24 protein-coding genes and 1 tRNA gene are annotated in these 25,016 nt (G+C 62.5%); 13 read left to right on the plus strand and 12 right to left on the minus strand.

Features of this window, described 5'->3' with window-relative positions; translation table 11 throughout:
* Positions 1 to 210: 210 nt before the first annotated feature.
* From GNZ13_RS02470 to GNZ13_RS02485, 4 genes are all read right to left on the minus strand, one after another.
* Positions 211 to 3,216: a ribonucleoside-diphosphate reductase subunit alpha gene (locus tag GNZ13_RS02470; protein ID WP_172160174.1), complete on the minus strand. Its 3,006-nt coding sequence runs from the start codon at positions 3,214 to 3,216 to the stop codon at positions 211 to 213.
* 530 nt (positions 3,217 to 3,746) lie between these two features.
* Positions 3,747 to 4,343: a 1,6-anhydro-N-acetylmuramyl-L-alanine amidase AmpD gene (ampD, locus tag GNZ13_RS02475; protein WP_172160176.1), complete on the minus strand. Its 597-nt coding sequence runs from the start codon at positions 4,341 to 4,343 to the stop codon at positions 3,747 to 3,749.
* Positions 4,340 to 4,672, minus strand: coding sequence for a PP0621 family protein (locus GNZ13_RS02480; protein WP_172160178.1), 333 nt, complete (start codon positions 4,670 to 4,672; stop codon positions 4,340 to 4,342). The genes ampD and GNZ13_RS02480 overlap by 4 nt, the downstream gene beginning before the upstream one ends.
* A 10-nt stretch (positions 4,673 to 4,682) precedes the next feature.
* Positions 4,683 to 5,618 (minus strand): cytochrome C assembly family protein, encoded by a 936-nt coding sequence (locus GNZ13_RS02485; protein WP_172160189.1) that lies wholly within the window; start codon positions 5,616 to 5,618, stop codon positions 4,683 to 4,685.
* Positions 5,619 to 5,699: 81 nt separating this feature from the next.
* Here GNZ13_RS02485 and ffh point away from each other — a divergent pair, with 81 nt between their 5' ends.
* Positions 5,700 to 7,067: a signal recognition particle protein gene (gene ffh / locus GNZ13_RS02490; RefSeq protein ID WP_172160191.1), complete on the plus strand. Its 1,368-nt coding sequence runs from the start codon at positions 5,700 to 5,702 to the stop codon at positions 7,065 to 7,067.
* 143 nt (positions 7,068 to 7,210) lie between these two features.
* Entirely contained in the window at positions 7,211 to 7,762 is a 552-nt protein-coding gene (locus tag GNZ13_RS02495; RefSeq protein ID WP_120347512.1) for a hypoxanthine-guanine phosphoribosyltransferase, read from the plus strand.
* A 133-nt stretch (positions 7,763 to 7,895) separates the two neighbouring features.
* Here the strand turns inward: GNZ13_RS02495 and GNZ13_RS02500 are convergent, their stop codons facing one another.
* Positions 7,896 to 8,495 (minus strand): MarC family protein, encoded by a 600-nt coding sequence (locus GNZ13_RS02500; RefSeq protein WP_172160193.1) that lies wholly within the window; start codon positions 8,493 to 8,495, stop codon positions 7,896 to 7,898.
* Positions 8,496 to 8,506: 11 nt separating this feature from the next.
* Positions 8,507 to 10,243 (minus strand): proline--tRNA ligase, encoded by a 1,737-nt coding sequence (locus tag GNZ13_RS02505; protein ID WP_172160195.1) that lies wholly within the window; start codon positions 10,241 to 10,243, stop codon positions 8,507 to 8,509.
* A gap of 371 nt (positions 10,244 to 10,614) precedes the next feature.
* On the opposite strand from GNZ13_RS02505, the gene GNZ13_RS02510 reads away from it, so the two are divergent.
* Positions 10,615 to 11,361: an RNA pyrophosphohydrolase gene (locus tag GNZ13_RS02510; RefSeq protein ID WP_172160264.1), complete on the plus strand. Its 747-nt coding sequence runs from the start codon at positions 10,615 to 10,617 to the stop codon at positions 11,359 to 11,361.
* 76 nt (positions 11,362 to 11,437) lie between these two features.
* Complete coding sequence (locus GNZ13_RS02515; RefSeq protein WP_172160197.1) at positions 11,438 to 11,998, plus strand: CNP1-like family protein; 561 nt, start codon at positions 11,438 to 11,440, stop codon at positions 11,996 to 11,998.
* 112 nt (positions 11,999 to 12,110) lie between these two features.
* Here the strand turns inward: GNZ13_RS02515 and proB are convergent, their stop codons facing one another.
* The 4 genes from proB to rplU form a co-directional block, all read right to left on the minus strand.
* Positions 12,111 to 13,229, minus strand: a complete 1,119-nt coding sequence (gene proB, locus GNZ13_RS02520) for a glutamate 5-kinase (protein ID WP_172160199.1) — start codon at positions 13,227 to 13,229, stop codon at positions 12,111 to 12,113.
* 73 nt (positions 13,230 to 13,302) lie between these two features.
* Positions 13,303 to 14,424, minus strand: a complete 1,122-nt coding sequence (cgtA, locus tag GNZ13_RS02525) for an Obg family GTPase CgtA (RefSeq protein ID WP_172160201.1) — start codon at positions 14,422 to 14,424, stop codon at positions 13,303 to 13,305.
* A gap of 229 nt (positions 14,425 to 14,653) precedes the next feature.
* Positions 14,654 to 14,917, minus strand: a complete 264-nt coding sequence (gene rpmA, locus GNZ13_RS02530; protein ID WP_007180330.1) for a 50S ribosomal protein L27 — start codon at positions 14,915 to 14,917, stop codon at positions 14,654 to 14,656.
* Between the two features lie 25 nt (positions 14,918 to 14,942).
* Positions 14,943 to 15,254: a 50S ribosomal protein L21 gene (gene rplU / locus GNZ13_RS02535; RefSeq protein ID WP_007180329.1), complete on the minus strand. Its 312-nt coding sequence runs from the start codon at positions 15,252 to 15,254 to the stop codon at positions 14,943 to 14,945.
* A 239-nt stretch (positions 15,255 to 15,493) separates the two neighbouring features.
* Here rplU and GNZ13_RS02540 point away from each other — a divergent pair, with 239 nt between their 5' ends.
* The 9 genes from GNZ13_RS02540 (at position 15,494) to GNZ13_RS02580 (ending at position 23,606) form a co-directional block, all read left to right on the plus strand.
* Positions 15,494 to 16,486 (plus strand): polyprenyl synthetase family protein, encoded by a 993-nt coding sequence (locus GNZ13_RS02540; protein WP_169489174.1) that lies wholly within the window; start codon positions 15,494 to 15,496, stop codon positions 16,484 to 16,486.
* A gap of 38 nt (positions 16,487 to 16,524) precedes the next feature.
* Positions 16,525 to 16,601: transfer RNA gene (locus GNZ13_RS02545), tRNA-Pro, on the plus strand.
* Positions 16,602 to 16,803: 202 nt separating this feature from the next.
* Positions 16,804 to 18,108 (plus strand): HlyC/CorC family transporter, encoded by a 1,305-nt coding sequence (locus tag GNZ13_RS02550; protein ID WP_172160203.1) that lies wholly within the window; start codon positions 16,804 to 16,806, stop codon positions 18,106 to 18,108.
* Between the two features lie 130 nt (positions 18,109 to 18,238).
* The gene (locus GNZ13_RS02555; protein WP_172160205.1) at positions 18,239 to 19,546 is read left to right on the plus strand and encodes a GspE/PulE family protein; all 1,308 of its coding nucleotides are present in this window, start codon (positions 18,239 to 18,241) and stop codon (positions 19,544 to 19,546) included.
* Positions 19,543 to 20,772: a type II secretion system F family protein gene (locus GNZ13_RS02560; RefSeq protein ID WP_172160207.1), complete on the plus strand. Its 1,230-nt coding sequence runs from the start codon at positions 19,543 to 19,545 to the stop codon at positions 20,770 to 20,772. Before GNZ13_RS02555 ends, GNZ13_RS02560 begins: the two co-directional genes overlap by 4 nt.
* A gap of 28 nt (positions 20,773 to 20,800) precedes the next feature.
* Complete coding sequence (locus GNZ13_RS02565) at positions 20,801 to 21,742, plus strand: prepilin peptidase (RefSeq protein ID WP_172160209.1); 942 nt, start codon at positions 20,801 to 20,803, stop codon at positions 21,740 to 21,742.
* A 3-nt stretch (positions 21,743 to 21,745) separates the two neighbouring features.
* Positions 21,746 to 22,348: a dephospho-CoA kinase gene (coaE, locus tag GNZ13_RS02570; protein ID WP_172160212.1), complete on the plus strand. Its 603-nt coding sequence runs from the start codon at positions 21,746 to 21,748 to the stop codon at positions 22,346 to 22,348.
* Positions 22,349 to 22,544: 196 nt separating this feature from the next.
* Positions 22,545 to 23,300, plus strand: coding sequence for a cell division protein ZapD (zapD, locus tag GNZ13_RS02575; RefSeq protein ID WP_091798841.1), 756 nt, complete (start codon positions 22,545 to 22,547; stop codon positions 23,298 to 23,300).
* A gap of 108 nt (positions 23,301 to 23,408) precedes the next feature.
* Complete coding sequence (locus GNZ13_RS02580; protein WP_172160214.1) at positions 23,409 to 23,606, plus strand: DNA gyrase inhibitor YacG; 198 nt, start codon at positions 23,409 to 23,411, stop codon at positions 23,604 to 23,606.
* A 93-nt stretch (positions 23,607 to 23,699) separates the two neighbouring features.
* On the opposite strand, the gene GNZ13_RS02585 is transcribed toward GNZ13_RS02580, so the two are convergent.
* Positions 23,700 to 24,122 (minus strand): NUDIX domain-containing protein, encoded by a 423-nt coding sequence (locus tag GNZ13_RS02585; protein ID WP_172160216.1) that lies wholly within the window; start codon positions 24,120 to 24,122, stop codon positions 23,700 to 23,702.
* Positions 24,119 to 24,988, minus strand: a complete 870-nt coding sequence (locus tag GNZ13_RS02590) for an ATP-binding protein (protein ID WP_172160218.1) — start codon at positions 24,986 to 24,988, stop codon at positions 24,119 to 24,121. The genes GNZ13_RS02585 and GNZ13_RS02590 overlap by 4 nt, the downstream gene beginning before the upstream one ends.
* Between the last annotated feature and the right edge of the window lie 28 nt (positions 24,989 to 25,016).

The following is a 25,016-nucleotide window of genomic DNA, read 5'->3' on the forward strand; positions in this document are numbered from 1 at the left end:
TCAGTTGCTTGCCGTGCTTCGCTGCTTTTCGATGAGCGGCGCAACTTCGATTTCGTTTTCGATTTCGATACGCCGCGCCGCTCGTCTACTTCACTTCTGTATCACTTCCATGAGGCTTGCTGATCGCTACATGCGGGTCTTTACCTACAACCCTCAGCTAAGCAGCGATCCTGCCGCCAGCTTCGTGCTTGCCGGGCAGTTGCCAGGCTCTTACTGGCAAGCCTCGCACTCGTCGAAACCCGGATCGCCCGGACGCATCATGCACACCGGACCATCCGCTTCCGGCGCTGCTTCGACTGCAACTGCCGGCGCTGCCGCTGCTGCCTGGATGCCGCCCGAAGCTGCACCGCCGCTCGCGCCGAAGCCACCTGCCGCGCCACCGCCGACACCACCCGCGCCGCCCGAACCCTCGCTGCCACCCGAGCTCACCGCGTTCAACGCGCCGTGAGCAACCGTCGACTTCTCGACGTGCGTCGCCGCCATCGTGCGGAGGTAGTAGGTCGTCTTCAGACCGCGCACCCATGCAAGCTTGTAGATCTCGTCGAGCTTCTTACCCGACGCGCCGCCCATGTAAATGTTCAGCGACTGCGCCTGGTCGATCCACTTCTGACGACGCGAAGCCGCCTCGACCAGCCACACCGGATCGAGTTCGAACGCGGTGGCGTAGATAGCGCGCAGGTCAGCCGGGATGCGGTCGATGCGCGAGAGCGTGCCGTCGAAGTACTTCAGGTCGGCGACCATCACTTCGTCCCACAGACCGCGTTCCTTCAGGTCGCGCACCAGGTAGTCGTTGACCACCGTGAATTCGCCCGACAGGTTCGACTTCACATACAGATTCTGGAACGTCGGTTCGATACAAGCCGACACGCCGATGATGTTCGAGATGGTCGCCGTCGGCGCGATCGCGACGCAGTTCGAGTTGCGCATGCCGTAGGTGGCGATGCGCGAACGCAGTTCGGTCCAGTCCATCGATTCGCTCGAATCGACTTCGACATAGCCGCCACGCGCGTCGGCCAGCAGCTTCACCGAATCTTGCGGGAGGATGCCGCGATCCCACAGCGAGCCGCGGTAGCTGGAGTAGCGGCCACGCTCTTGGGCCAGCTCGGTCGACGCGTAGTAAGCGTAGTAGCAGACCGCTTCCATCGACGTATCGGCGAACGCGACAGCCTCTTGCGACGCGTACGGCGTGCGCAGCAGGTGCAGGCAGTCCTGGAAGCCCATGATGCCCATGCCGACCGGACGGTGCTTCAGGTTCGAGTTACGTGCCTTGGCAACCGCGTAGTAGTTGATGTCGATCACGTTGTCGAGCATACGCATCGCGACGCTGACGGTGCGCTTCAACTTGTCGTGGTCGAGCGCCAGCGTGCCGTCGGCCTGTTCCTTCAGGTGAGCGACGAGGTTCACCGAGCCCAGGTTGCAGACGGCGATTTCGGCGTCGCTGGTGTTCAGCGTGATTTCCGTGCACAGGTTCGACGAGTGGACGACGCCGACGTGCTGTTGCGGCGAGCGCACATTGCACGGATCCTTGAACGTGATCCACGGGTGGCCGGTTTCGAACAGCATGCCCAGCATCTTGCGCCACAGTTGCGCCGCCGGAAGCTTCTTGAACAGCTTGATCTCGCCGCGCGCGACCTTGTCTTCGTAGGCCGTGTAAGCCGTTTCGAACTCGGCGCCGAACTTGTCGTGCAGGTCCGGGCAGGTGGACGGCGAGAACAGCGTCCAGTCGCCGCCTTCGTGCACGCGCTTCATGAACAGGTCGGGAATCCAGTTCGCCGTGTTCATGTCGTGGGTGCGGCGACGGTCGTCGCCCGTGTTCTTACGAAGCTCGAGGAATTCCTCGATGTCCAGGTGCCACGTTTCCAGGTACGCGCAGACCGCGCCCTTGCGCTTGCCGCCCTGGTTGACCGCCACCGCCGTGTCGTTGACGACCTTCAGGAACGGAACCACGCCTTGCGACTTGCCGTTGGTGCCCTTGATGTGCGAACCGAGTGCGCGCACACGCGTCCAGTCGTTGCCCAGACCGCCGGCGAACTTCGACAGCAGCGCGTTTTCCTTCAGCGCTTCGTAGATGCCGTCGAGGTCGTCGTCGACTGTGGTCAGGTAGCACGACGACAGTTGCGAGCGGCGGGTGCCCGAGTTGAACAAAGTAGGCGTGGACGACATGAAGTCGAAGCTCGACAGCACGTTGTAAAACTCGATCGCGCGCGCTTCGCGGTCGATCTCGTTCAGCGACAGCCCCATCGCGACACGCATAAAGAATGCCTGCGGCATTTCGATACGCACGCCGTCGTGATGCAGGAAGTAGCGGTCATACAGCGTTTGCAGACCGAGGTAGCCGAATTGCAGGTCGCGGTTATTGTCGAGTGCCGCGCCGAGGCGCTTCAGGTCGAACTGCAGCAGCTTGTCGTCGAGCAGCTCGGCTTGCACGCCGCGCTTGATGAACTGCGGGAAGTACTCGGCGTAGCGCTCGCCCATTTCCGTTTGCGTGACTTCCTCTTCGAGGATTTCGCGGCGGATCGTGTGCAGCAGGATGCGTGCGGTGACCTGGCTATAAGCCGGGTCTTTTTCGATCATCGTGCGGGCAGCCAGGATCGCCGAGTCGTAGACCTGGCTCATCGGCACGCCGTCGTACAGATTCTTGACCGTTTCCGCGATGATCGGATCGGCGCTCACGGCGTCGCCCAGGTTCGAGCAAGCCAGTTCGATGATGCCGCGCAGCGCAGCCATGTCGAGCGGACGCGTCACGCCATTGTCGGTGACGTTCAGACCCGGCGTGCTGGCGACAATCTGGTCGTCATGACCGCGCGCCTGGGTACGCTTCTCCCGATACAGCACGTACGCACGCGCGACGTTGTGTTCGCCGCCGCGCATCAGCGCGAGTTCGACCTGATCCTGGATGTCTTCAATATGGAACGTGCCGCCGTTCGGACGGCTGCGCACGAGTGCGCGCACCACGTTCTGCGTGAGTTGCTCGACCAGTTCGCGCACGCGTGCCGACGCCGCGCCTTGACCACCGTTGACGGCCAGGAATGCCTTCGTCACGGCGATAGCGATTTTCGACGGTTCGAACGACACCACGCTACCGTTACGGCGGATCACCTTGTAGTCGGCGTAGGTCACTTGCGGCGCGAGCGCCTGGGCGCCTTGTGCCTGGCTGAACGCCTGGCCAGTCGGTGAGCCCTCGTACCGGGTCGTCACGTTGTCGGTGGTTTGCATGTGCAAAGCTCCTGGTCTTGGAAATGTTGCGGAGAAAGCCGCGGATTAAAACGAACGCTGCGCCGCCGCGTGCGCAAGCGATGGGGTGCAGGAAAAAGGCCGGCCGTGCCGGGTGGCGGGATGCGACAGCGATGAAGCCTGGTTCGAATTGATAACGGTCTTCATCATGTGTGTCGCGATCACTTGCTATGCCCTTTTCCTGAATGCTTCTGGACGCTGCCGGAGGTCTCTACCGGCCGCGCCGCAGCAATTATTTTTCGCTGCCTGGAATGCTTGCGGCGCCATGCTCGGGGAGCGGGGCGCCGCAGACTTATGCACTCAGTTATGCACAGAGTTATACACACCAGACACAAGATATAGTACGGAACTGAATTTCTGGCACCAAGTATAGTGTAGTTTCAAGACAGGTCAAATCGATTTATTTGCTTTCGAAGTCTTGACTTTTGCATAGCGCGGCGCGAAGCCGACTCCCCGGAGAACAAGGCAGCGCCTTGTTCTCCTCGCATCACGCGAAGTCGCGCGAAGGGTCGTTACGGCGTTTTGGAAAACTTGAGATAGGGGAAGTACTGATCCGCTAACGCGGTATCGCGCTGCAGACGCTGCCACTCGAAATGGGGCCCAGGATCGGTCTTGCGGCCGGGAGCAATGTCCGAGTGACCGGCAAGCCCCTCGACCGGATAGCGAGCCTTGAGCGCCGTCACAAGCGCGCCGAGCGTGCGGTATTGCGCCGCTTCGAAAGCAGTCGTGTCACTGCCCTCCAGCTCGATGCCGATCGAGAAATCATTGCAGCGCTCGCGGCCGAAAAAATTCGACGGGCCGGCGTGCCATGCGCGCTCGTTGCAGGAGACGAATTGCTCGAGCGCGCCGTCGCGATGGATCACGAAGTGCGCCGACACCCGCACGCCCCGCAAATGCGTGTCGTAGTACGGGTGAGCGTCGCAGTCGAGCGTGTTCTGGAACAGTTCGGCGATCGCCGTGCCGCCGAACTCGTTCGGCGGCAGGCTGATGTTGTGCACGACGATCAGCGTGGGCATGGCCCCTTCGGGCCGCGCTTCGAAATTCGGCGATGGGAGTTTGCGTGCGGCGTTGACCCAACCGTCGGCATCGACGGCGAACGCGACGTTCATCGAGCGTCGCGGCCCGTGGGATGCGCGCCGTGACGCTGCGCGTGCGCCGCGCTGCAGAACGCCTGCCCCGCAACGACGACAGAGTCGCTCTTCGGCGCATGCACGCCGCACTCGGCACAGCGGATCATCGGCTCGGCGAGCTGCGGCTGCGCTTGCGACGCATTGGGCCCACGCGCGCCGCCATTCGGGTCTTTTGTACCAGCGGCACCCGCGGCGCCGTTCGCGCCTGCGCCGTTACGTTGCGCGGTTTGCGCGTCATGACGACGCAGCGCCTTGACCAGCCACTGGCCAACGATGAACAACAGGATCAGCAGGAAAATTTGTCGCATAGCAGGACACTCACACTACAGCACGGTGCAACAGCACCTCGAATACGAAACGGCTGCCGACGTACGCCAGCAGCAGCGCGACGAACGACGCCAGCACCCAGCGCAATGCCGCACGGCCGCGCCAGCCGGAAACCTTGCGCGCGGTCAGCAGCGCGCCGAACATCACCCAGGAAAGAATCGCGAACACGGTTTTGTGATCGAGCCGCAATGCGCGGTCGACCAGTTGCTCGCTGAACATGATGCCCGAGAGCAACGTCAGCGTGAGCAGCACGAAGCCGGCGCCGATCAGACGGAACAGCAGCTTTTCCAAAGTCAGCAGCGGCGGCAGCGTGTCAAGCCAGCTCGACAGCCAACCGTTGCTCGCGGTAGCCGCATTCCGTTGCGACATGCCGCCGCGCATTGCGTGCAGACGCCGCTCGACCAGCAGCATCAGAATCGCGTGCAGCGCCGCGATCGCGAACAAACCGTACGCGATATTGGCGATCAGGAAGTGCAGCTTGAACATTGGCGCGGCTGAATACGGCAGCACACGCACGCCATTGAACGCCAGCGGCAATAAAGAAGCGACGCAGGCGAGCGGCAACACCAAAAGGCGCAGGCCGTCGAGCGGAAAGAAAAAACTCTCGATCCAGTAGATGCCGGCGCCGAGCCAGAACATCGCCGACAGCGCGAACGCGAAACCGAACACCATCGCGTTTTGAGGAAAGATGGTGGTATGCAGCAGCACGCCGTGGGCGAGCAGCGCGACAAACAGCAGCGCGCGGCCCGAGGTGCTCATGCCCGAGGCGGCCGAGGAGGACGATGGGGCCGACATGCCCGCGGCGACGGGCACCGGAGGCGCGCTCTCGAGCATGGGGCGCATGGCGGCGTGCCGGTGCGAGCGCCAGCCGGCCACGGCGAGACCGCCGTAGAGGAGCGCAGTGAGGGCATACAGTACAATATCCATATTCGAAGTTTACACTAGGCCCCTGCTCCGCGACGTCTCCCGCATCGCGCCCCGCTCCGGCCGCACTGTTCATCGCTCCCCATGCTCGACAATCTGACTCAACGGATGGCGCGCGTCGTCAAGACGCTGCGCGGCGAAGCCCGGCTCACCGAGGCGAACACCCAGGAAATGCTGCGCGAAGTGCGCCTCGCGCTCCTCGAGGCGGACGTGGCCCTGCCCGTCGTGCGCGAGTTCATCGCCAAGGTGAAGGAAAAGGCGCTCGGCGAGGAGGTCATTAGCAGCCTGTCGCCGGGTCAGGCGCTGGTCGGCGTGGTGCAGCGCGAGCTGACCGCGATCATCGGCGGCGACTATGAAGGCAAGGCGGTCGAACTGAATCTCGCCGTCACGCCGCCGGCCGTCATCCTGATGGCGGGTCTGCAAGGCGCCGGTAAGACGACCACTGTCGGCAAGCTCGCCAAGCTCCTGCGCGAAAAGTACAAGAAGAAGGTCCTGACCGTCTCGTGCGACGTTTACCGCCCGGCTGCTATCGCGCAGTTGAAGATGGTGACCGAACAGGTCGGCGCCGATTTCTTCCCGTCGGAACCTGATCAGAAGCCGGTGGATATCGCGCGCGCCGCGGTGGATTGGGCCAAGCGCCATTACCACGACGTGCTGCTGGTCGACACGGCCGGCCGTCTGGGTATCGACGAAGCGATGATGCAGGAAATCACCGCGTTGCACAGCGAGCTGAAACCGGCGGAAACGCTGTTCGTGGTCGACGCGATGCTCGGTCAGGATGCGGTCAACACCGCGAAGGCCTTTAGCGACGCACTGCCGCTCACCGGCGTGGTCCTCACCAAGCTCGACGGCGACTCGCGCGGTGGCGCGGCGCTTTCCGTGCGTCACGTGACGGGCAAGCCGATCAAGTTCGTCGGCGTTGCCGAAAAGCTCGACGGCCTCGAAATTTTCTATCCGGATCGCATGGCGAACCGGATTCTCGGCATGGGCGACATTCTCGCCCTCGTCGAAGAAGCGCAACGCGGCGTGGACGTCCAAGCCGCGCAGAAACTCGCCGACAAGGTCAAGAAAGGCGGCGACTTCGACCTCAACGATTTCCGCGCGCAGCTTACGCAGATGAAGAGCATGGGCGGCCTGTCGTCGCTGATGGACAAGCTGCCCGCGCAGTTCCAGCAGGCCGCTGCCGGCGCCAATATGGGCATGGCCGAATCGCAGATGCGCCGCATGGAAGGCATCATCAATTCGATGACGCCGCTGGAGCGTGCCAAGCCCGAACTGATCAAGGCCACCCGCAAGCGCCGCATTGCCGCCGGCGCGGGCGTGCAGGTGCAGGAGGTCAACCGCATGCTGAACCAGTACGACCAGATGCGCACGATGATGAAAAAGCTGAAGGGCGGCAATCTGCAGAAGATGATGCGCGGCATGAAGGGCATGATGCCCGGCATGCGCTAAGCTTTAGCAAGACGGCGGTGCGCGTGTTTCCGTGCATGAACAACGGCACGCGCGGCTGACTCCGGATTTGTGCGGGTTTATTCTGTACCGCACGCCGCCGTCCTCACTCACACTATGTATACAGTTACCGCCCGTCAGACGTCATGAACCGCGAAGAAGCTCTCCACATTTTTAGCCACTCCGAAGAAATCGTTTCGGCCGACGACGTCAACGCGTCGATCAGCGGCATGGCTACCGCCATCCGCAACGAAATGAGCGAGGATTTCCCACTCGTGCTGTCGGTAATGGGCGGCGCGGCGGTATTCACCGGCATGCTGCTGCCGCACCTCGATTTCCCGCTCGAGTTCGACTACATCCACCTGACCCGCTATCGCAACACCACCAAGGGCGGCAATGAGATGCAGTGGCGCGTGGCGCCGGCTGAGTCGGTGAAGGATCGCGTCGTGCTGGTGCTCGACGACATCCTCGACGAAGGCGAGACGATGGCCGCCATCCGCGACCGCATCCTCGCAATGGGCGCGAAGCGCTTCCTGAGCGCGGTGCTGTGCGAGAAGATCATTCCGAAGGCGAAGCCGCTGCGCCCGGATTACTGTGGTTTCGAAGTGCCGGACCGTTATGTGTTCGGCTGCGGGATGGATGCCAAGGGCTACTGGCGCAACCTTCCGACTATTCGGGCGTTGACCGAAGGGGCTTAAGCCAAGTTGCTTTAGCCGCGCCATTCACGGCGCGCATCGGCGTAAAAAAAGCGGCCTGCGGGCCGCTTTCTCGTTTATCAGGCTGTCGATAACACTACCGCGTTGCCGTATTGAACACCGCACCGGATATCACTCAGAGTTGATGCACAAAAGACCGGATACCGCCGAGCATCATCTCCACTGAGATCGCCACCAGCACGAGCCCCATCAAGCGTTCAAAGGCCATCATCGCGCGCTCGCCGAGCCACGCCTGAATCCGCTCCGCCAGCATCAGCACGATCGCGCAGACGATCATCGTGACGGTCAGCGCGCCGATCCACTCGAACATCTTGCCGGGCGCCTGCGACGTCAGCAGCATCACCGTCGCGAGCGCCGACGGGCCCGCCAGCGCCGGAATGGCGAGCGGCACGATGAGCGGCTCACCGCCGCGCGTGTCGCCGCCGAACGGACCGTCCGGATGCGGAAACACCATCCTGAGCGCAATCAGGAACAGCACGATTCCACCACCGATGCGCAACGACTGGTCGGTCAGACTCATCATGCGCAGGAAGCGGTCGCCGACCACCATGAACAGCAGCAGGATCGCGAAGGCGATCGCCACCTCACGGAGGATGACGATCGTGCGCCGCTTCGGCGCTACCCCGCGCAGACAACTGATGAAGAGCGGGATATTGCCGAGCGGATCGGTGATCAGAATCAGCAGGACGGTCGCGGAGAGGAAGGTGTACTCCACCGTCCGCTCGCTTAGCGCGCCAACGCGGCGCGAACTTTGCCGAGCACCGTTTGGGCGGCGTCCTCGACCGGCAGCAGCGTCGCTTCAGCGTCGCGGCGGCCCTGATACTCGAGCTTGCCTTCCTTCAGACCACGATCGCCGATCACGAGACGATGCGGCACGCCGATCAGCTCCCAGTCGGCGAACATCACGCCCGGACGCTCGCCGCGATCGTCGAGGATCACGTCGACGCCCGCTTCGACCAACTCCGCGTACAACTTGTCGGCCTGCTCGCGCACGGCTTCGCTTCGGTCATAACCCATCGGGCACAGCACGACCTCGAACGGCGCGATCGACTCCGGCCAGATGATGCCCTTGTCGTCGAAATTCTGTTCGATCGCCGCGCCCAGAATACGCGTGACGCCGATGCCGTAGCAGCCCATTTCCATCGGGCGCGGCTTGCCGGTTTCGTCGAGGCACGTGGCGTTCATCGCTTCCGAATACTTCGTGCCGAGCTGGAACACGTGGCCGACTTCAATACCGCGGCAGATGTCGAGCACGCCCTTGCCGTCCGGCGACGGGTCGCCCTTCTTCACGTTGCGAATATCAGCCACGACCGGTTCCGGCAGATCGCGGCCCCAGTTCACGCCGGTGGTGTGGTAATCCACTTCGTTTGTGCCCACCACGAAGTCGCTCATGTTCGCGACCGTGCGATCCGCGACGACCTTGATCGGCTTCTTCGTGTTGATCGGGCCGAGGTAACCCGGCGGCGTGCCGAAGGTCTCGATGATCTCGGCCTCGGTCGCCATGCGGAAGTCCGCCAGACCCGGCAGCTTGCTTGCCTTGATCTCGTTCAGCTCGTGATCGCCGCGCAGCATCAGCAACCAGATGGTCGGTTCGGCGCCTTCGTTTTCCGTAGCGAGGATGATCGACTTGATCGTGCGCTCGAGCGGGATGTTCAGCAGTTCAGCCACGGCCTCGCACTTTGCTTTGCCCGGCGTTGCGGTCTTCTTCATATCCTCGGTCGGTGCCGCGCGTTCCGTATAAAGCGGCAAAGCTTCAGCCGCTTCAACGTTCGCTGCGAAATCCGAGGTCGGGCAATAGGCGATCGCGTCTTCGCCGGTATCGGCGATCACGTGGAACTCATGCGAGCCGCTGCCACCGATCGAGCCGTTGTCCGCCGCCACTGCGCGGAAATCCAGGCCGAGACGCGTGAAGATACGCACGTACGCGTCATACATCTTGCGATACGACTCGCGCAGGCCTTCCGCGTCTTTGTCGAACGAGTACGCGTCTTTCATGATGAACTCGCGGCCGCGCATCACGCCGAAACGCGGACGGATCTCGTCGCGGAACTTCGTCTGGATCTGATAGAAGTTCACCGGCAACTGGCGGTAGCTCTTGATCTGGCCGCGCGCGATATCCGTGACCACTTCTTCGTGGGTCGGTCCGATCACGAAATCGGATTGCTTGCGATCCTTGACGCGCAGCAGCTCAGGGCCGTATTTTTCCCAACGGCCCGATTCCTGCCACAGTTCAGCCGGCTGCACTGCCGGCATCAACAATTCGATCGCACCTGCCCGGTTCATTTCTTCGCGCACGATGGCTTCCACCTTGCGGATCGAACGCAGGCCGACCGGCAGGTAGTTATAGATGCCACCGGCGACGCGGCGAATCATGCCGGCGCGCACCATGAGCTTGTGGCTGACGATCTCGGCGTCGGCGGGCGCTTCTTTCAGCGTGCCGATAAAGAAACGGGAAGCTTTCATTCAGATTTTCCAAAAGCGGCGGCTCCGGAGGGACCGCCCGAAAGGTGAAAACGGTGGGGAAACCGACACAGACCCGGCGTGGAGCCGGCACGGACTCGCCGAACACCCGGCCAAAGGCTGGCCAAAGACTGGCTCAGCCCCGGCAAACAACCTGCACATACCAGGCAAAACCCCGGCAAAACCGGCCCGATCGCGGCGCTGAAGCCGCCGCGCAAAGCCTTTGCAGCAAGGGATAAGGCACGGAAAGACTGACAGGCTACCGCAAACGCGGGCCTTTTGCGGCGAATCGTTCCAATCTGGTGCGAATCGGTGCGTCGGGTCCGTTATCTGTTTATAATCAAAGCAATTTTAAAGGATTCGAAGGTGGTTGTATGCTGGATCGTGAAGGCTTTCGCCCGAACGTCGGCATCATCCTCTTGAACGCGCACAACGAGGTGTTTTGGGGCAAACGGCTCCGTGAACATTCCTGGCAGTTTCCGCAAGGGGGCATCAAGTACGGAGAGACCCCCGTGCAAGCGATGTATCGGGAGTTACACGAAGAAACCGGGCTGCTTCCTGAGCACGTCAAGGTGATCGGTCGCACGCGCGACTGGTTGCGTTACGAGGTGCCTGACAAGTTCATCAAGCGCGAAGTACGCGGTCATTACCGCGGCCAGAAACAAATCTGGTTTTTGCTCCGGATGGTTGGACGTGATTGCGACATTTGCTTGCGCGCCACTGACCACCCTGAGTTTGATGCGTGGCGCTGGAACGAGTACTGGGTGCCACTCGACTGTGTGATCGAGTTCAAGCGGGATGTGTATCAGTTGGCGCTGACGGAGCTATCCCGTTTCATGCGCCGGGCTGCGCCGCGTGCGGAAAAACCTGGCGGGCACCATGGGCTGCGTTATCCCCGGATAGCGTCGTCGATGGAAAGTCCGCCGGATTCGACGATGATGTCGGTCACCACTTCGGTGACCACACTCAGCATCGAAACGTCGATTCACACGACGATCGTGTCTGATTGCGGTCCGGGCTCCGGGTCGGAAGCCGAGGTTGGCTCCGCGTCGGAACACGAAGACGAATCGGAGCGCGAAACTGCCGCCGGTTCGCTGTTCCGCCCCGGCGCACGCAATTAACAACTCTGTGCGGCCGTCCACGCCGCCTCCGCTGGCGCGGCTCATTGAGCCGCGCCAGTCTTTCGAGGAAACCATATTGAAAGCACTTGCTCTCGTCGTGGCGTGCGTCGCCACCGGCGCCCTGCTGGCTGGATGTTCGAGCGCCGGCAAACAACCCACCAATAAAGACGACAGCGCGTTTGCCTACCTGCTGGACCGGCCGAGCAACTGGGTTGAAAACAAGGTGGACACGTTGCCGCCGCTGCCGCAAGACTCGAATCTGCTGCCTTTCGAGGTCTCCGGCAACACGCCGTTGCAGTTCGCGATCGATAGAACTTCGCTTAGCGTCGGCACCGACGGCGTGGTGCGCTACACCGTCGTCGTAACGAGCCCAAGCGGCGCGCGCAACGTGAACTACGAAGGGATTCGCTGCGACACGTATGAATGGCGCCAGTACGCGGGGCTGAACGCCGATCACGACGGCTGGGACCAAACCGTCGCCAACGACTTCAGGCGCATCGAGAATGGCGCGCTGAACGCCTATCAGGCAACGCTGTATCAGGACTATCTGTGTGCGAACAAGATGCCCACGGGCAGCGCGAAGCAGATTGTCGAAAACATCCGCTACAAGCGCACGCAGACCTCGCTGATTCACTAAGGCCGTTTTCGCGAGCGTAGTTCGAATCTGGAAGCCGCCGCGGATGTGAAAAAGCCGTTCCAACTCACGCTGGAACGGCTTTTTTGTTTATCGTGCGGGCCTTGCTCGGGAGTCAGACCAGCACAAGATTGTCGCGGTGGATCACCTCAGGCTCCAGCATGTAGCCGAGCACCGATTCAATCTCGCCGCTCGGACGCCGCTGGATCAACTTGGTTTCCGCGCTACTGTAGTTCGTCAGGCCGCGCGCTACTTCACGCCCTGCCGCGGTCAGGCACGCGATCACTTCGCCGCGCGCAAACGCGCCCTGCACACCGACGATGCCGATCGGCAGCAAGCTCTTGCCGCCTTCGGTCAACTTTTCGACCGCGCCGTCGTCGATCACCACGTGGCCGCGCACCTGCAGATGATCGGCCATCCATTGCTTGCGCGCCGCCATGCGCGCAGTGCGCGCGATCAACTGCGTGCCGATCGCCTCGCCCGAGGCCAGTCGTGACAACACGTCCGCTTCACGCCCGCTCGCGATCACCGTATTGGCGCCACTGTGCGCCGCGCGTTTGGCGGCAAGAATCTTGGTCAGCATGCCGCCGCGGCCCAGGCTCGAACCCGCGCCGCCCGCCATCGCTTCGAGTTCCGGCGCGCCGGCATCGGCCTGCTGAACGAGTGTCGCGCTCGGATCCTTGCGCGGGTCGGCGGTAAAAAGCCCCTGCTGATCGGTGAGGATAATGAGTGCATCGCCTTCGATCAGATTCGCGACCAGCGCTCCCAGCGTGTCGTTGTCGCCGAACTTGATTTCGTCGGTGACGACCGTGTCGTTCTCGTTGATGATCGGCACAACGCCCAGACGCAGCAGCGTCAGCAACGTGGAACGAGCGTTTAGATAGCGTTCGCGGTCGGCCAGATCGGCGTGGGTCAGCAGAATCTGCGCGGTCTGGATCGAATGCTCGGCAAAGCGGCTTTCGTAGACTTGCGCGAGGCCCATTTGGCCGACAGCCGCGGCCGCCTGCAATTCGTCGATTTCGCGTGGCCGCTTGGTCCAGCCGAGCCGCTGCATCCCTTCGGCAATGGCGCCCGAACTGACCAGCACCACTTCCTTGCCTTGCGCGCGCAGTGCGGCAATCTGCGCAGCCCAGCGGCCGATCGCAGCATGATCGAGGCCGCGCCCGTCATTGGTGACGAGGCTCGAGCCGACTTTCACTACCAATCGCCGTGAATCTGCGATGACGGAACGCATTGTGCGCGGTCTCCCAAGATGACGCGTGATGCATGCCGGCGGCCCTTGCAGGCGCCGGCGCTCAGGCTTGTTATTACTGCGGGTCGACGCTGGAGTCGTCCGGAGCAGCGGCGGGTGCTTCCGGTTTCTCGCGGAAACGCACATCAGCAGCGAGATCTTCGGCTTCGGCCGCGCGCTGCGCGTCCGAATGCGCGGCAATGTGGTCATACACCGCGTAGCAAAGACTCTCGCAACCCTGGCCGGTCAGCGCCGAGATTTCGAACACCGGGCCATCCCAGCCGAAGCCTTCGAGGAATGCCGACACGCGCGCTTCGCGCTCGTCTTCGGGCACCATGTCGAGTTTGTTGAGCACCAGCCAGCGCGACTTCTCGTAGAGTAGCTCGTCGTACTTGCGCAGCTCGTTGACGATCGCCTTGGCTTCCGCGACCGGATCGACCGCCTCGTCGAACGGTGCGAGGTCGACGATATGCAGCAGCAGGCCGGTACGCTGCAGGTGACGCAGGAACTGATGGCCGAGACCGGCGCCTTCCGCCGCGCCTTCGATCAAACCTGGAATGTCGGCGATCACAAAGCTGCGGCTCGGCCCGACACGCACCACGCCGAGATTCGGCGCGAGCGTCGTGAACGGATAATCCGCGATCTTCGGCCTTGCGTTCGACACCGACGAGATGAAGGTCGACTTGCCGGCGTTCGGCATGCCGAGCAGACCGACGTCGGCCAACACCTTCAATTCGAGGCGCACCATACGGCGCTCGCCGGGCTTGCCGTCGGTTTTCTGACGCGGCGCGCGGTTCGTACTGGATTTGAAATGCAGGTTACCGAGACCGCCCGCGCCGCCTTGCGCGATCTGCACGCTCTGGTTGTGCTCGGTCAAGTCGGCGATCAGCTCGCCGGTTTCCATATCGGTAATGGTCGTGCCGACCGGCATGCGCAACGTGATGTCGTCGCCGCCTTTGCCGTAGCAGTCCGCGCCGCGGCCGTTTTCGCCGTTGCGCGCCAAATGTTTTTTCGCGTAGCGGTAGTCGATCAGCGTGTTGATGTTGCGGTCTGCGACCGCGATCACGCTGCCGCCCCGCCCGCCGTCGCCGCCATCCGGGCCGCCGAACGGAACGAATTTCTCGCGGCGCATCGACGCGCTGCCATCCCCCCCGTCGCCGGCGATGACTTCAATCCTCGCTTCGTCAATGAACTTCATGCGTAACTCCGTCCCGTGGTGTGCTGCTAGATGGTGCTGCTGGGTTGATGCTTTCAGATGATGCTATTTTGCCGCGCCCGCCGTGCGGTGAGCAATCAGCCGATCGGCTAAGCGCGCCGACATGGCCATTCAATCCGCCAATTCTTCGGACAAAGAGCGCTGCAATAAAAAAAGCCCCGCGAACTTCGCGGGGCCTTTTTCCGGTCCTGAAGCCCGTGCCTGATTAAACTCAGACTGCTGCCGGGACGACGTTGACCATGTGCTTCTTCGCTGCGCCCTTCGTCGAGAAATTGACGTGGCCGTCCGTCAGCGCGAACAAGGTGTGATCCTTGCCGATACCGACGTTTTCGCCCGGGTGCATGCGCGTACCACGTTGGCGAACGATGATGCCGCCAGCGTTGATGGCCTGACCGCCGTAAACCTTCACGCCGAGACGCTTCGATTCAGAGTCGCGGCCGTTCCGGGACGATCCGCCTGCCTTTTTGTGTGCCATTTGATTTGCTCCTTAACCGTTGCGCTTACGCGTTGATCGCGTCGATGCGCAGTTCGGTATAGTTCTGGCGGTGGCCGCCATGCTTCTGGTAGTGCTTCCGGCGACGCATCTTGAAGATGGTCACTTTTGCGTGACGACCTTGCGACACGACGGTAGCCTTGACGGAAGCCCCACTGACCAGCGGCGTACCGAACTTAATCGATTCGCCTTCGCCCACTGCGAGAACCTGGTCGAGCGTGATTTCAGCGTCAATGTCTGCCGGTATCTGTTCTACTTTAAGTTTTTCGCCGACGGCAACTTTATACTGCTTGCCACCGGTTTTTATGACCGCGTACATTGAGAACCTCACTCTGTGTTCATTTTTCCCACGCACCGCGCGCGGAAACCCGTGATTATACATAGAGTTAGCTGCTCGGTCAAAACTCATTGAGAGTCGTCGCGCGCACCGCCCGGCGCCTTGCCGTCCAGCCCCGGTTCGCGGCCCTGCCGCTGCCTTCGTCGCGCCGTGCCGCAGCCTGCGACCCGGAACTGTCGCGATTCGCCTTATAATTCGCGGCACTACCCAATTCAGCCATCATGTCGTCGACTGCCACCCCCTCCTCCAACGCCGCCAGCCTGCTCGCTCCGATCGCCGAAGACATGCAGCAGGTCAATCGCGTCATACGGCACCGTCTGGCTTCCGACGTGATGCTGATCAATCAGATCTCCGAGTACATCATCAGCGCCGGGGGCAAACGGCTGCGGCCCGCGCTGCTGCTGCTGGTGGCAGGCGCGCTGGGCGAGACCACCGGGCATCGGCACGAACTGGCCGCGGTGGTGGAATTCATCCACACGGCCACCCTGCTGCACGACGACGTGGTCGACGAATCCGATCTGCGGCGCGGCCGCCAGACCGCCAACGCGCTGTTCGGCAACGCTGCGAGCGTCCTGGTCGGCGACTTCCTGTACTCGCGCTCGTTCCAGATGATGGTCGGCGTGGGCAAGATGCGCGTGATGGAAATCCTGTCGGAGGCGACCAACATCATCTCCGAGGGCGAAGTGCTGCAGTTGCTGAACATGCACGACGCCGACGTGGACGAAACGCGCTACATGCAGGTGATCCGCTACAAAACCGCCAAGCTGTTCGAAGCCGCCGCCCAACTCGGCGCAGTGCTGGCCGGTTCGGATGCAAAAATCGAAGCCGCGGCAGCGGAATTCGGCCGCCGCATCGGCACCGCGTTCCAGATCATGGACGACTGGCTCGACTACACGGGCACGGCTGAATCGATGGGCAAGAACGCGGGCGACGATCTGCGCGAAGGCAAACCCACGCTCCCGCTGATTTACCTGATCGAACGTGGTACGCCTGAGCAGTCGGCGCTCGCGCGGGAAGCCATCGAGCAAGGCGGCACGGACCGTTTCGACACCATTTTTGAAGCGATCACGCGTTCCGGCGCGCTGGATCACACGCTTGAGTGCGCAAAGCAGGAAGCGCTGGCCGCAGCTGCAGCAATTTCTTCATTTCCCGATTCCATTTTCAAAGATAGCCTGCTAGAATTATGTTCTTACTCGACGGCAAGACAGTCTTGAACGAGACTGAAACACCGTAAGAGTCCAGCAGTACAGATCGGGGTGTAGCTTAGCCTGGTAGAGCGCTACGTTCGGGACGTAGAGGCCGGAGGTTCGAATCCTCTCACCCCGACCAGATTTGCCTTGTTAGTTCAAGGCTCGAAAAACCGCCCAGCTTGCTTGGCGGTTTTTTGTTTTGGGCCACGATTTTTTGCACCTGCCCCGTGCCTTGCCGTTGCGCGCGATTTGTCTTAAGCCTCCTGGACCATCCGCACACCCGGTTCGCGCAGCCCCCTCTGCTATATTCTCTCAATCCCGTCCCCTATCCTTCACTACGCGTGGAACAACTTCCCTTGTGGGCGCAGATCGGCGCCGTCTTTCTGCTGCTTATCTGTTCCAGCTTCTTTTCGATTTCCGAAACGGCGATGATGGCGATCAACCGCCATCGCCTGAAACACCTTGCCAACAAGAATGCGCTCGGCGCGAAGACCACGCAGGGGCTTCTGGCGCACACCGACCAGCTGTTGAGCGTGGTCCTGATCGGCAACAATCTCTTCAACACGATCATTCCGGTGCTCACCACCTCGATCGCGCTGCATACGTTCGGCCACAATAACGTCGTGCTTTCGATCGCGACCGGAATCGTCGCGTTCCTGATCATCGTGTTCGCGGAAATCACGCCGAAGATTGTCGGTGCGACGTTCCCGGAGAAGATCGCGCTGCCGGCCAGCCTGCTGATCGCACCGATGATGCGAATCGGCAAGCCGCTCGTCTGGTTCGTCAATCTGTTCGCGAACACGATCTTGCGTGTGCTGCATATCAATACCAAAGGCGCGCACGATCAGCGGCTTTCCACCGAGGAGCTGCGCACCATCGTGCTCGAATCAGGCAGCTTCATGCCGACCAAGCACCGCAGCATTCTGTTGAATCTGTTCGACCTCGAGAACATTTCCGTCGACGACGTGATGATCCCGCGCCGCCGCATCGAAGCGCTCGACTTCGACGCGCCGTTCGAGCAAATCCTGCATCAGCTGGAAACCTGTTATCACAACAAGCTGATCGTCTATCAAGGCGACATCGACCGCGTGCTCGGCGTGCTGCACGTGCGCAAGACACTGGCTGCCCTGCACAACCAGGAACTGGAGCGCGAGACGCTGCGCGAGTTGCTGGCCGAGCCGTATTTCGTGCCGACCGGTACGCCGGTGTTCCAGCAGCTGCAGTACTTCCAGGAGAGCCGTCACCGCACAGCGCTAGTCGTCAACGAATACGGCGAGTTGCAAGGGTTGGTCACGCCGGAAGACATCATCGAAGAGCTGATCGGCGAATTCACCACCTCGATTCCGCGTGGCGCCAATTCGCGCGGCGGCTGGAACGAGAACGGCGAATGTATCGTTGCAGGCAGCATGCCGCTGCGCGAACTGAACCGCTGGCTGCATCTCACGCTGCCGACCGACGGACCGAAAACGCTCAACGGACTGATTCTCGAGATACTCGAAGAGATTCCCGATGGCGACGTGTGCGTGCAGATCGGCGAGGTGAAACTCGAAGTGATGCGCAGCGACGACCAGGCGATTCGCACTGTCAAGCTGTTCAAACCACCCACTCGCGCAGGCGCGAAAGCCGTCAAGGCCGCGCGCGGCTAAGCCCTGCACGCCGCAGCATCGCACATGGGCGCAGTACGCGCCATTAGCCGATTGGGTGAATGGTGGTGTTAGTAGCCTTACCGGATGATGGAGTCTTCGTGTTCTACAGGCGGCCCATCACCGGTCTCTCATGCAAGATTCTTTTCAACGCGCGGCGTCGCTGCGGCCTGTCGCCGTCGGTAGCGAAAGCCCAGCCAAACCCAGGCACAAAGCGTTTGCGGCCGATGCCAGTGTCAGTGCCAACCTCAACTCGAGTCTCACCGATTCCGACAACGCGCCTGCCGTACGCCTGCTGACCGATACATTGCAGGAGGCAACCCGCCGCAATGCGTCGGACCTGCACATCGAACCGGCGGAGCATGGCTGGCGCGTGCGTTTGCGCATTGACGGCGTACTGCATGAAATCCCTCAGCCTCCCGCGCATCTGCGCGACGCGTTCATCACGCGTGTGAAGGTGCTGGCGCGCATGGATATCGCCGAACGGCGCGTGCCGCAGGACGGCCGGCTGCGTATTGCCACGTCGCCCGGCCGCGTCGAAGACTATCGCGTCAACTCGCTGCCTACGCTGTTCGGCGAAAAGCTGGTGTTGCGCAGGCTCGACGCGTTGCCCACCGATCTTTCGCTCGACTCGCTCGGCCTCGATCCACAACAACGCGAAGCAGTCGATGCCACGATTCGCGCGCCGCACGGCCTCGTGCTGGTCACCGGGCCCACCGGTAGCGGCAAGACGCTGTCGCTGTACTGCTTCCTGCACATGCTCAACGACGAGGCGCGCAATCTGTGCTCGGTGGAGGATCCGGCGGAAATTCAATTGGCGGGTATCAATCAGGTGAGCGTGCGCGAAAAGGCCGGCCTGACATTCGCGGTGGCGCTGCGGGCATTTCTCCGTCAGGACCCCGATGTGATCATGGTTGGCGAAATCCGCGACGACGAAACCGCCGATGTTGCCGTGAAGGCCGCGCAGACCGGCCACCTCGTCCTGTCGACCTTGCATACGAACGACGCGCCTGCTGCCGTCGCGCGTCTGATCGACATCGGCGTCGAACCATACAACCTGGCCGCCGCGCTAAGGATGGTGACGGCACAACGGCTGGTGCGACGGCTCTGCGTGGCGTGCCGCGCGCCCGCGCCGCAATCGGCGGCGGCGCTGCGAGCAGCGGGCTTCGCCGACGCTCACCTCGACGGCTGGCATCCATTTGGCGCCGCCGGATGCGCAGCTTGCCACGGCATCGGCTACCGGGGTCGCGTCGGCGTTCACCAGGTGATGCCGGTCTCCGATGCGATGCGAGAGTTGATCGTGGCACGAGCAGGCACCCATGAGCTGGTCCGGCTCGCGCAAACTGAACAGGTCGCCACTTTGCGCGACGCAGCCTTGGCGCGTGTGCGCGACGGCACGACGAGCCTTGCTGAAGCGCTGGCCGCCACCGAGGTCGCATGAGCACTACGACGACTCAACTACCGCCAGCGGCCGAGATGCGCTTCAGATGGCGCGGCGTCGATACCGACGGCGTGCAAAAGACCGGTGCCCTAATTGCACCAGATGTAAACACTGCGCGAGCCATACTCAAGCGCGAAAAGCTGTTCATCGTCGAACTCGCGGCACGCGGGCCGGCGCCGCGTCCTCAAACCCGCAGCACCGACGTCACTGTGTTCACGCGCCAGCTCGCCAGTCTGTTGCGCGCCGGTTTGCCGCTCGCGCCCTCGCTGGAACTGCTGGCACAAGTGCAGAGTTCGCGCCGGCAAGGCATGCCGCGGATCGTCGGCGGGCTGGCGCGCGACATCACCGCTGGCCTGCGCTTCTCCGCGGCGTTGCACCGGCATCCTGCTCAGTTCAATGCTCTGTACTGCCAGCTCGTCGAAGTCGGCGAAGCAGCCGGCGCGCTACCGGCCGTCCTCGCCCGGATCGCCGACGACCGCGAACGCGCGGCCGCGCAGCGTGCCAAGGTGCGCGCGGCGCTAACCTATCCGGTCGCGATCCTGTTGCTTGCGATTGCGATTACCGCAGCGTTGCTGATATGGGTCGTGCCGACCTTCAAGCAGATCTTCGACGGCTTCGGGGCGAAGCTGCCCGCACCGACGCAGTTCGTGCTGGCATTGTCCGCAGGTGCCGCGCAATGGAGCATTCCTCTGGTCGTCATGGCCTTCGCAGCGGGCTCGGCTGTGACATTTCTGCTACGACGTTCCGAAGCAGCGCGCATCCGTTTTGCGCGCATATCGCTGACAATGCCGGTCGCCGGTCCGTTGCTGCGCACCTTGTGCGCGGCGCGCTGGAGCCGCGCGCTCGGCACCTTGCTGTCGGCCGGCACCCCGCTCGCGGACGCGTTCGATTCGCTGACTCACGCCACCGGCAACGCTTTCTTCGATCGTGCCACTGTGGAGATTGCCGCCCGGCTGCGGCGCGGCGAACGGCTCGCCGCAGCCATGCGCGCGGTGCACTGCTTTCCAACGGAGGTCGTGCAGCCCGTTGCGGTTGCCGAGGAGTCCGGAGCGCTCGACACGATGCTGATCGATGTGGCCTCGCTTGCCGATCGTCAGGTAGACGAAAAGATCGGCACGCTCTCGAGCCTGTGCGAGCCGCTTGTGATCATAGTACTGGGTACGCTGGTCGGCGGCCTGGTGATCGCGATGTATCTTCCCATTATTCAACTCGGCAACGTGGTGTAGCATCGCAGCCGAATCCCACCCTTTTTATATGCAGGCCACCATTCCGCTCGTGTCAGATACCTCTTCCAGCCTGCTTTCGGGCCTGCTGCCCGGCCACTTCGCAACCGGTCTCGGCTCCGCGTTCGGCGGCTTGCCTAGCGGCCTGCAGATCGCTTTCGCGATCGTATTCGGTCTGGTGATCGGCAGCTTCCTGAACGTGGTCGTGCATCGGGTGCCGATCATGCTTGAGCGTGCGTGGCGCGAAGAGGTGAGCGAGGCCACCGAACAACCGCTCGAAAACGACGGGCTGCCCGTCCGCTACAACCTGTGGGTGCCGCGCAGCGCGTGCCCTCACTGCGGCCATGTGCTCAGCGCGTGGGAGAACCTGCCGGTGGTGAGCTACCTGCTGTTGCGCGGACGCTGTTCCGCATGCAAGACACGCATAAGCGTGCGCTACCCGCTGCTCGAAATCGCCAGCGCCGGCTGCGCGACCGGGGCACTCGCGCTGTACGGGCCGACCGGCATGGCACTCGCAGCCTTTGGACTATGCGCCGCGCTGCTCGCGATGAGCTCGATCGACATCGACACGCATCTACTGCCGGACTCGATGACACTACCGCTCCTGTGGGCCGGCCTGATCGTCAACTTCAACGGCATGTTCACGAGCCTCCACGATGCCGTGCTGGGCGCGATCTTCGGCTATCTGGTGCTGTGGGCCGTACATTGGCTGTTCCGGCTGGTGCGCGGCGTCGAGGGTATGGGTTATGGTGATTTCAAACTGCTGGCTGCGCTCGGCGCATGGCTCGGCTGGGCGGCACTACCGCAGATCGTGCTGATCGCGGCGGTCGCTGGCGCGGTGGTCGGTCTCGCGGCGACGTGGCGCGGCCGCATGCGCTTCTCAGAGCCGCTGCCGTTCGGGCCATTTCTCGCGGCGGGCGGTGCTGTTACGCTATTTCTCGGCACACCGCTTTATCTGGCGTTGGGAGGCTAAAGCATGTTTGCTGTGGGATTGACCGGTGGCATCGGTAGCGGCAAATCGACCGTGGCCGACCTGTTCGCCGCGCTCGGCGTGCCGCTTGTCGACACGGACCTGATCGCGCACCGCATCACGGCGCCGCACGGCATTGCGATGCCGCAGATCGCCGCGGAGTTCGGCGATGCGTTCGTTGCGGCAGACGGCTCGCTCGATCGCGCCCTCATGCGCACGTTGGTGTTCAGCGAGGACGGCGCGCGCAAACGCCTCGAAGGCATCACGCATCCGTTGATTCGTGCGGAGACCGAACGCGAACAGCGTGAGGCGCAAGGGCCGTACGTGATCATCGTGGTACCGCTGCTGGTGGAGTCGGGTAGCTGGAAGACACGCGTGAATCGTGTGCTGACGGTCGATTGCAGCGTCGAGACGCAAATCTCGCGCGTGATGAGTCGCAATGGGTTCAGCCGTGAACAGGTGCTGGCGATCATCGCCCGCCAGGCGACGCGCGAAGCACGCCTCGCCGCGGCCGACGACGTCATCGACAACGACAACGCGCCGCTCGATGCGCTCAAGGCGCAAGTCGAAGCGCAGCATCGCGTCTATCTGTCGCTAGCGGGCGCATGAAAATACGCTGACCGTGCCTTGCCGCGTGGTTTGCTCAGCCGTGCAGCGGCACGCACGCAAGGCACTCGAAAAATCGCCCGAAACACGTGAAAAAAGTTGCGAAAGCGCGCTGAAAAAGTGCGTGATTGCTAGGGTAGTCTCGCGGCATTAGAATGTTCTGCATTCCCGTCACCGACCACGCCCGAGGCGAGCCCGCTTGATCCTTTACGAGTACCCCTTCAACGAGCGAATCCGGACGCTATTGCGCCTCGAAGATCTGTTCGAGCGCTTCACGTTCTTTTTGACTCAGGAAGACGCCCGGGAACATCACGTCGCACTGACAACGTTGTTCGAAATCTCAGAGGTTGCGGGTCGCGCGGATCTGAAGTCCGATCTGATGAAGGAGCTCGAGCGCCAGCGGCAAACCCTGGCGCCGTTCCGGGGCAATCCGGGCATCGAGCAGAACGCGCTGGAGGCGGTGCTAGGGGAAATCGAGCAGACCTTGGCGGGTCTTTCACAGATGCAAGGCAAGACCGGCCAGCATCTGGCAGACAACGAGTGGCTCGCCAGCATCCGTAGCCGCGCGATCATCCCGGGCGGCACCTGCAAGTTCGATTTGCCTTCGTACTACGCGTGGCAGCAGATCCATCCCGATCAGCGTCGGCAGGACATCGCCAAATGGGTCACGCCGCTGCTGCCTTTGCGCGATGCGGCGACAATCGTTCTGCGTCTCGCGCGCGAATCGGGTCAGGCGTCCAAGGTCATGGCGATGCAGGGCAGCTATCAGCAGATGCTGTCAGGCCGTTCATACCAGTTGATGCAAGTACGGGTCGCACCTGAATTGCGGGTGATTCCAGAGGCCAGCGCTAACAAGTACATGCTCTGGGTGCGATTCACGGTGCAGGACGGCGATCTACGCCCGCGCGCGGTGGATGTTGACGTGCCGTTCCAGCTCACGCTGTGCAGCCTGTAGCGGCCGCCTCGTACTCGTAGAACTGAAGCGCGGGGCCGCGCCTTTAAAGCGGCGAAAAATGCCCCTATATTCATTACTTGTTCCGTTTCCGATCGACTGCCTGACCGTATGCCTACCGTCGTCAAATGCCCCACTTGCGGGAAGGATGTCCGCTGGACCCCTGAAAACCGCTTCCGCCCGTTCTGCTCCGATCGCTGTAAGCAGATCGACCTCGGCGCCTGGGCCGCTGAGAAGTACAAGATAGGCGGCACGGATCAAGAAACGCCGCCGGATGAATCGCCTGGTGGGGACTACAACCCGCATTGAGCACGGCAGGCGGCAGACACACGCAGCGGCGTGCTGCAGTCGCGCGGGATGACGCTGCTCACGCAGCGCCGCCGGCAACCGTGCACCATTTTTCTAGTTTTTCTCAGCCGCGAGCCATTCCAGCACGGGAATCGTCGCTGGCAACAACGGCGAGACATCCGCCGGCAGTGTTTGCCAGACAAATGCCTGGCCTTCGCGACCATGCGGCTCGCCGGACCACTGCGTCACCTTGCAGAAAAACAGCCGCACGTAGGCGTGCGGGTAGTCGTGTTCGAGCGTGTGCCAAAGATGGCTCGCCTTGACGTCGATACCCAGTTCCTCGTGCAACTCACGGGCTAGTGCGACCTCGACCGACTCGCCCGCCTCCAGCTTGCCGCCCGGAAACTCCCAGTACCCCTCGTACGGCTTGCCGGCCGGGCGCTGCGCCAGCAGATAGTGTCCGCTCGGCTGAATCAGGACGCCGACGGCCACCTCGGTCACCGGGCGGCCAGCCGCATTCTTTTGCGCGTCGCTCATACCGAGGTCTTCCGGCCAGACCAGTCGCGAGCGAATTGCCACGCGACGCGCCCCGAGCGCGACCCGCGCTCCAGCGCCCACACCAGCGCATCGCCGCGCGCCGCTTCGACTTCCGCGTCGTCGCAGCCGAAATAGCGCAGCCAGTGGCCGATGATCGACAGGTAGTCGTCCTGCTTGAACGGGTAGAAGCTCACCCACAGCCCGAAGCGCTCGGACAGCGAGATCTTTTCTTCGACCAGTTCGCCCGGATGAATCTCGCCGTCGGCCATGTGCTTGTACGTCTCGTTGTCGCTCATGTACTCGGGCAGCAGATGGCGGCGGTTGGACGTTGCGTAGATCAGCACGTTGTCTGACTGCGCAGCGATCGAGCCGTCGAGCGCGACCTTCAGCGCCTTGTAGCCCGACTCGCCTTCTTCGAACGACAGGTCGTCGCAGAACACCACGAAGCGCTCCGGCCGTTGCGCGATCAGATCGACGATGTCGCCGAGATCGTGCAAATCGTCTTTATCCACCTCGATCAGGCGCAGACCGTCTTGCGCATAGGCGTTCAGGCACGCCTTGATCAGCGACGACTTGCCCGTGCCACGCGCGCCCGTCAGCAGCACGTTATTGGCCGGCTGCTTGTGCACGAACTGACGCGTGTTCTGCTCGATCACCCCTTTCTGGCGATCGATGTTTTTCAGGTCGTCGAGCGTGATCGACGAAATGGCGGGAACCGGCTGCAGATAGCCGCGCCCCTGACGCTTGCGCCAGCGAAGGGCGACCGCCGCCGACCAGTCGATCTCCGGTTCGGCGGGCGGAAGCATCGCTTCGAGGCGGACGAGTACGGCTTCTGCCCGGGTCAGAAACTTTTCGAGTTTGTCCATGGCTGTGAAATAAGCGGCCAAAACGCCG

This window comes from Paraburkholderia elongata, from assembly GCF_013177735.1.
GTDB classification, from domain to species: domain Bacteria; phylum Pseudomonadota; class Gammaproteobacteria; order Burkholderiales; family Burkholderiaceae; genus Paraburkholderia; species Paraburkholderia elongata.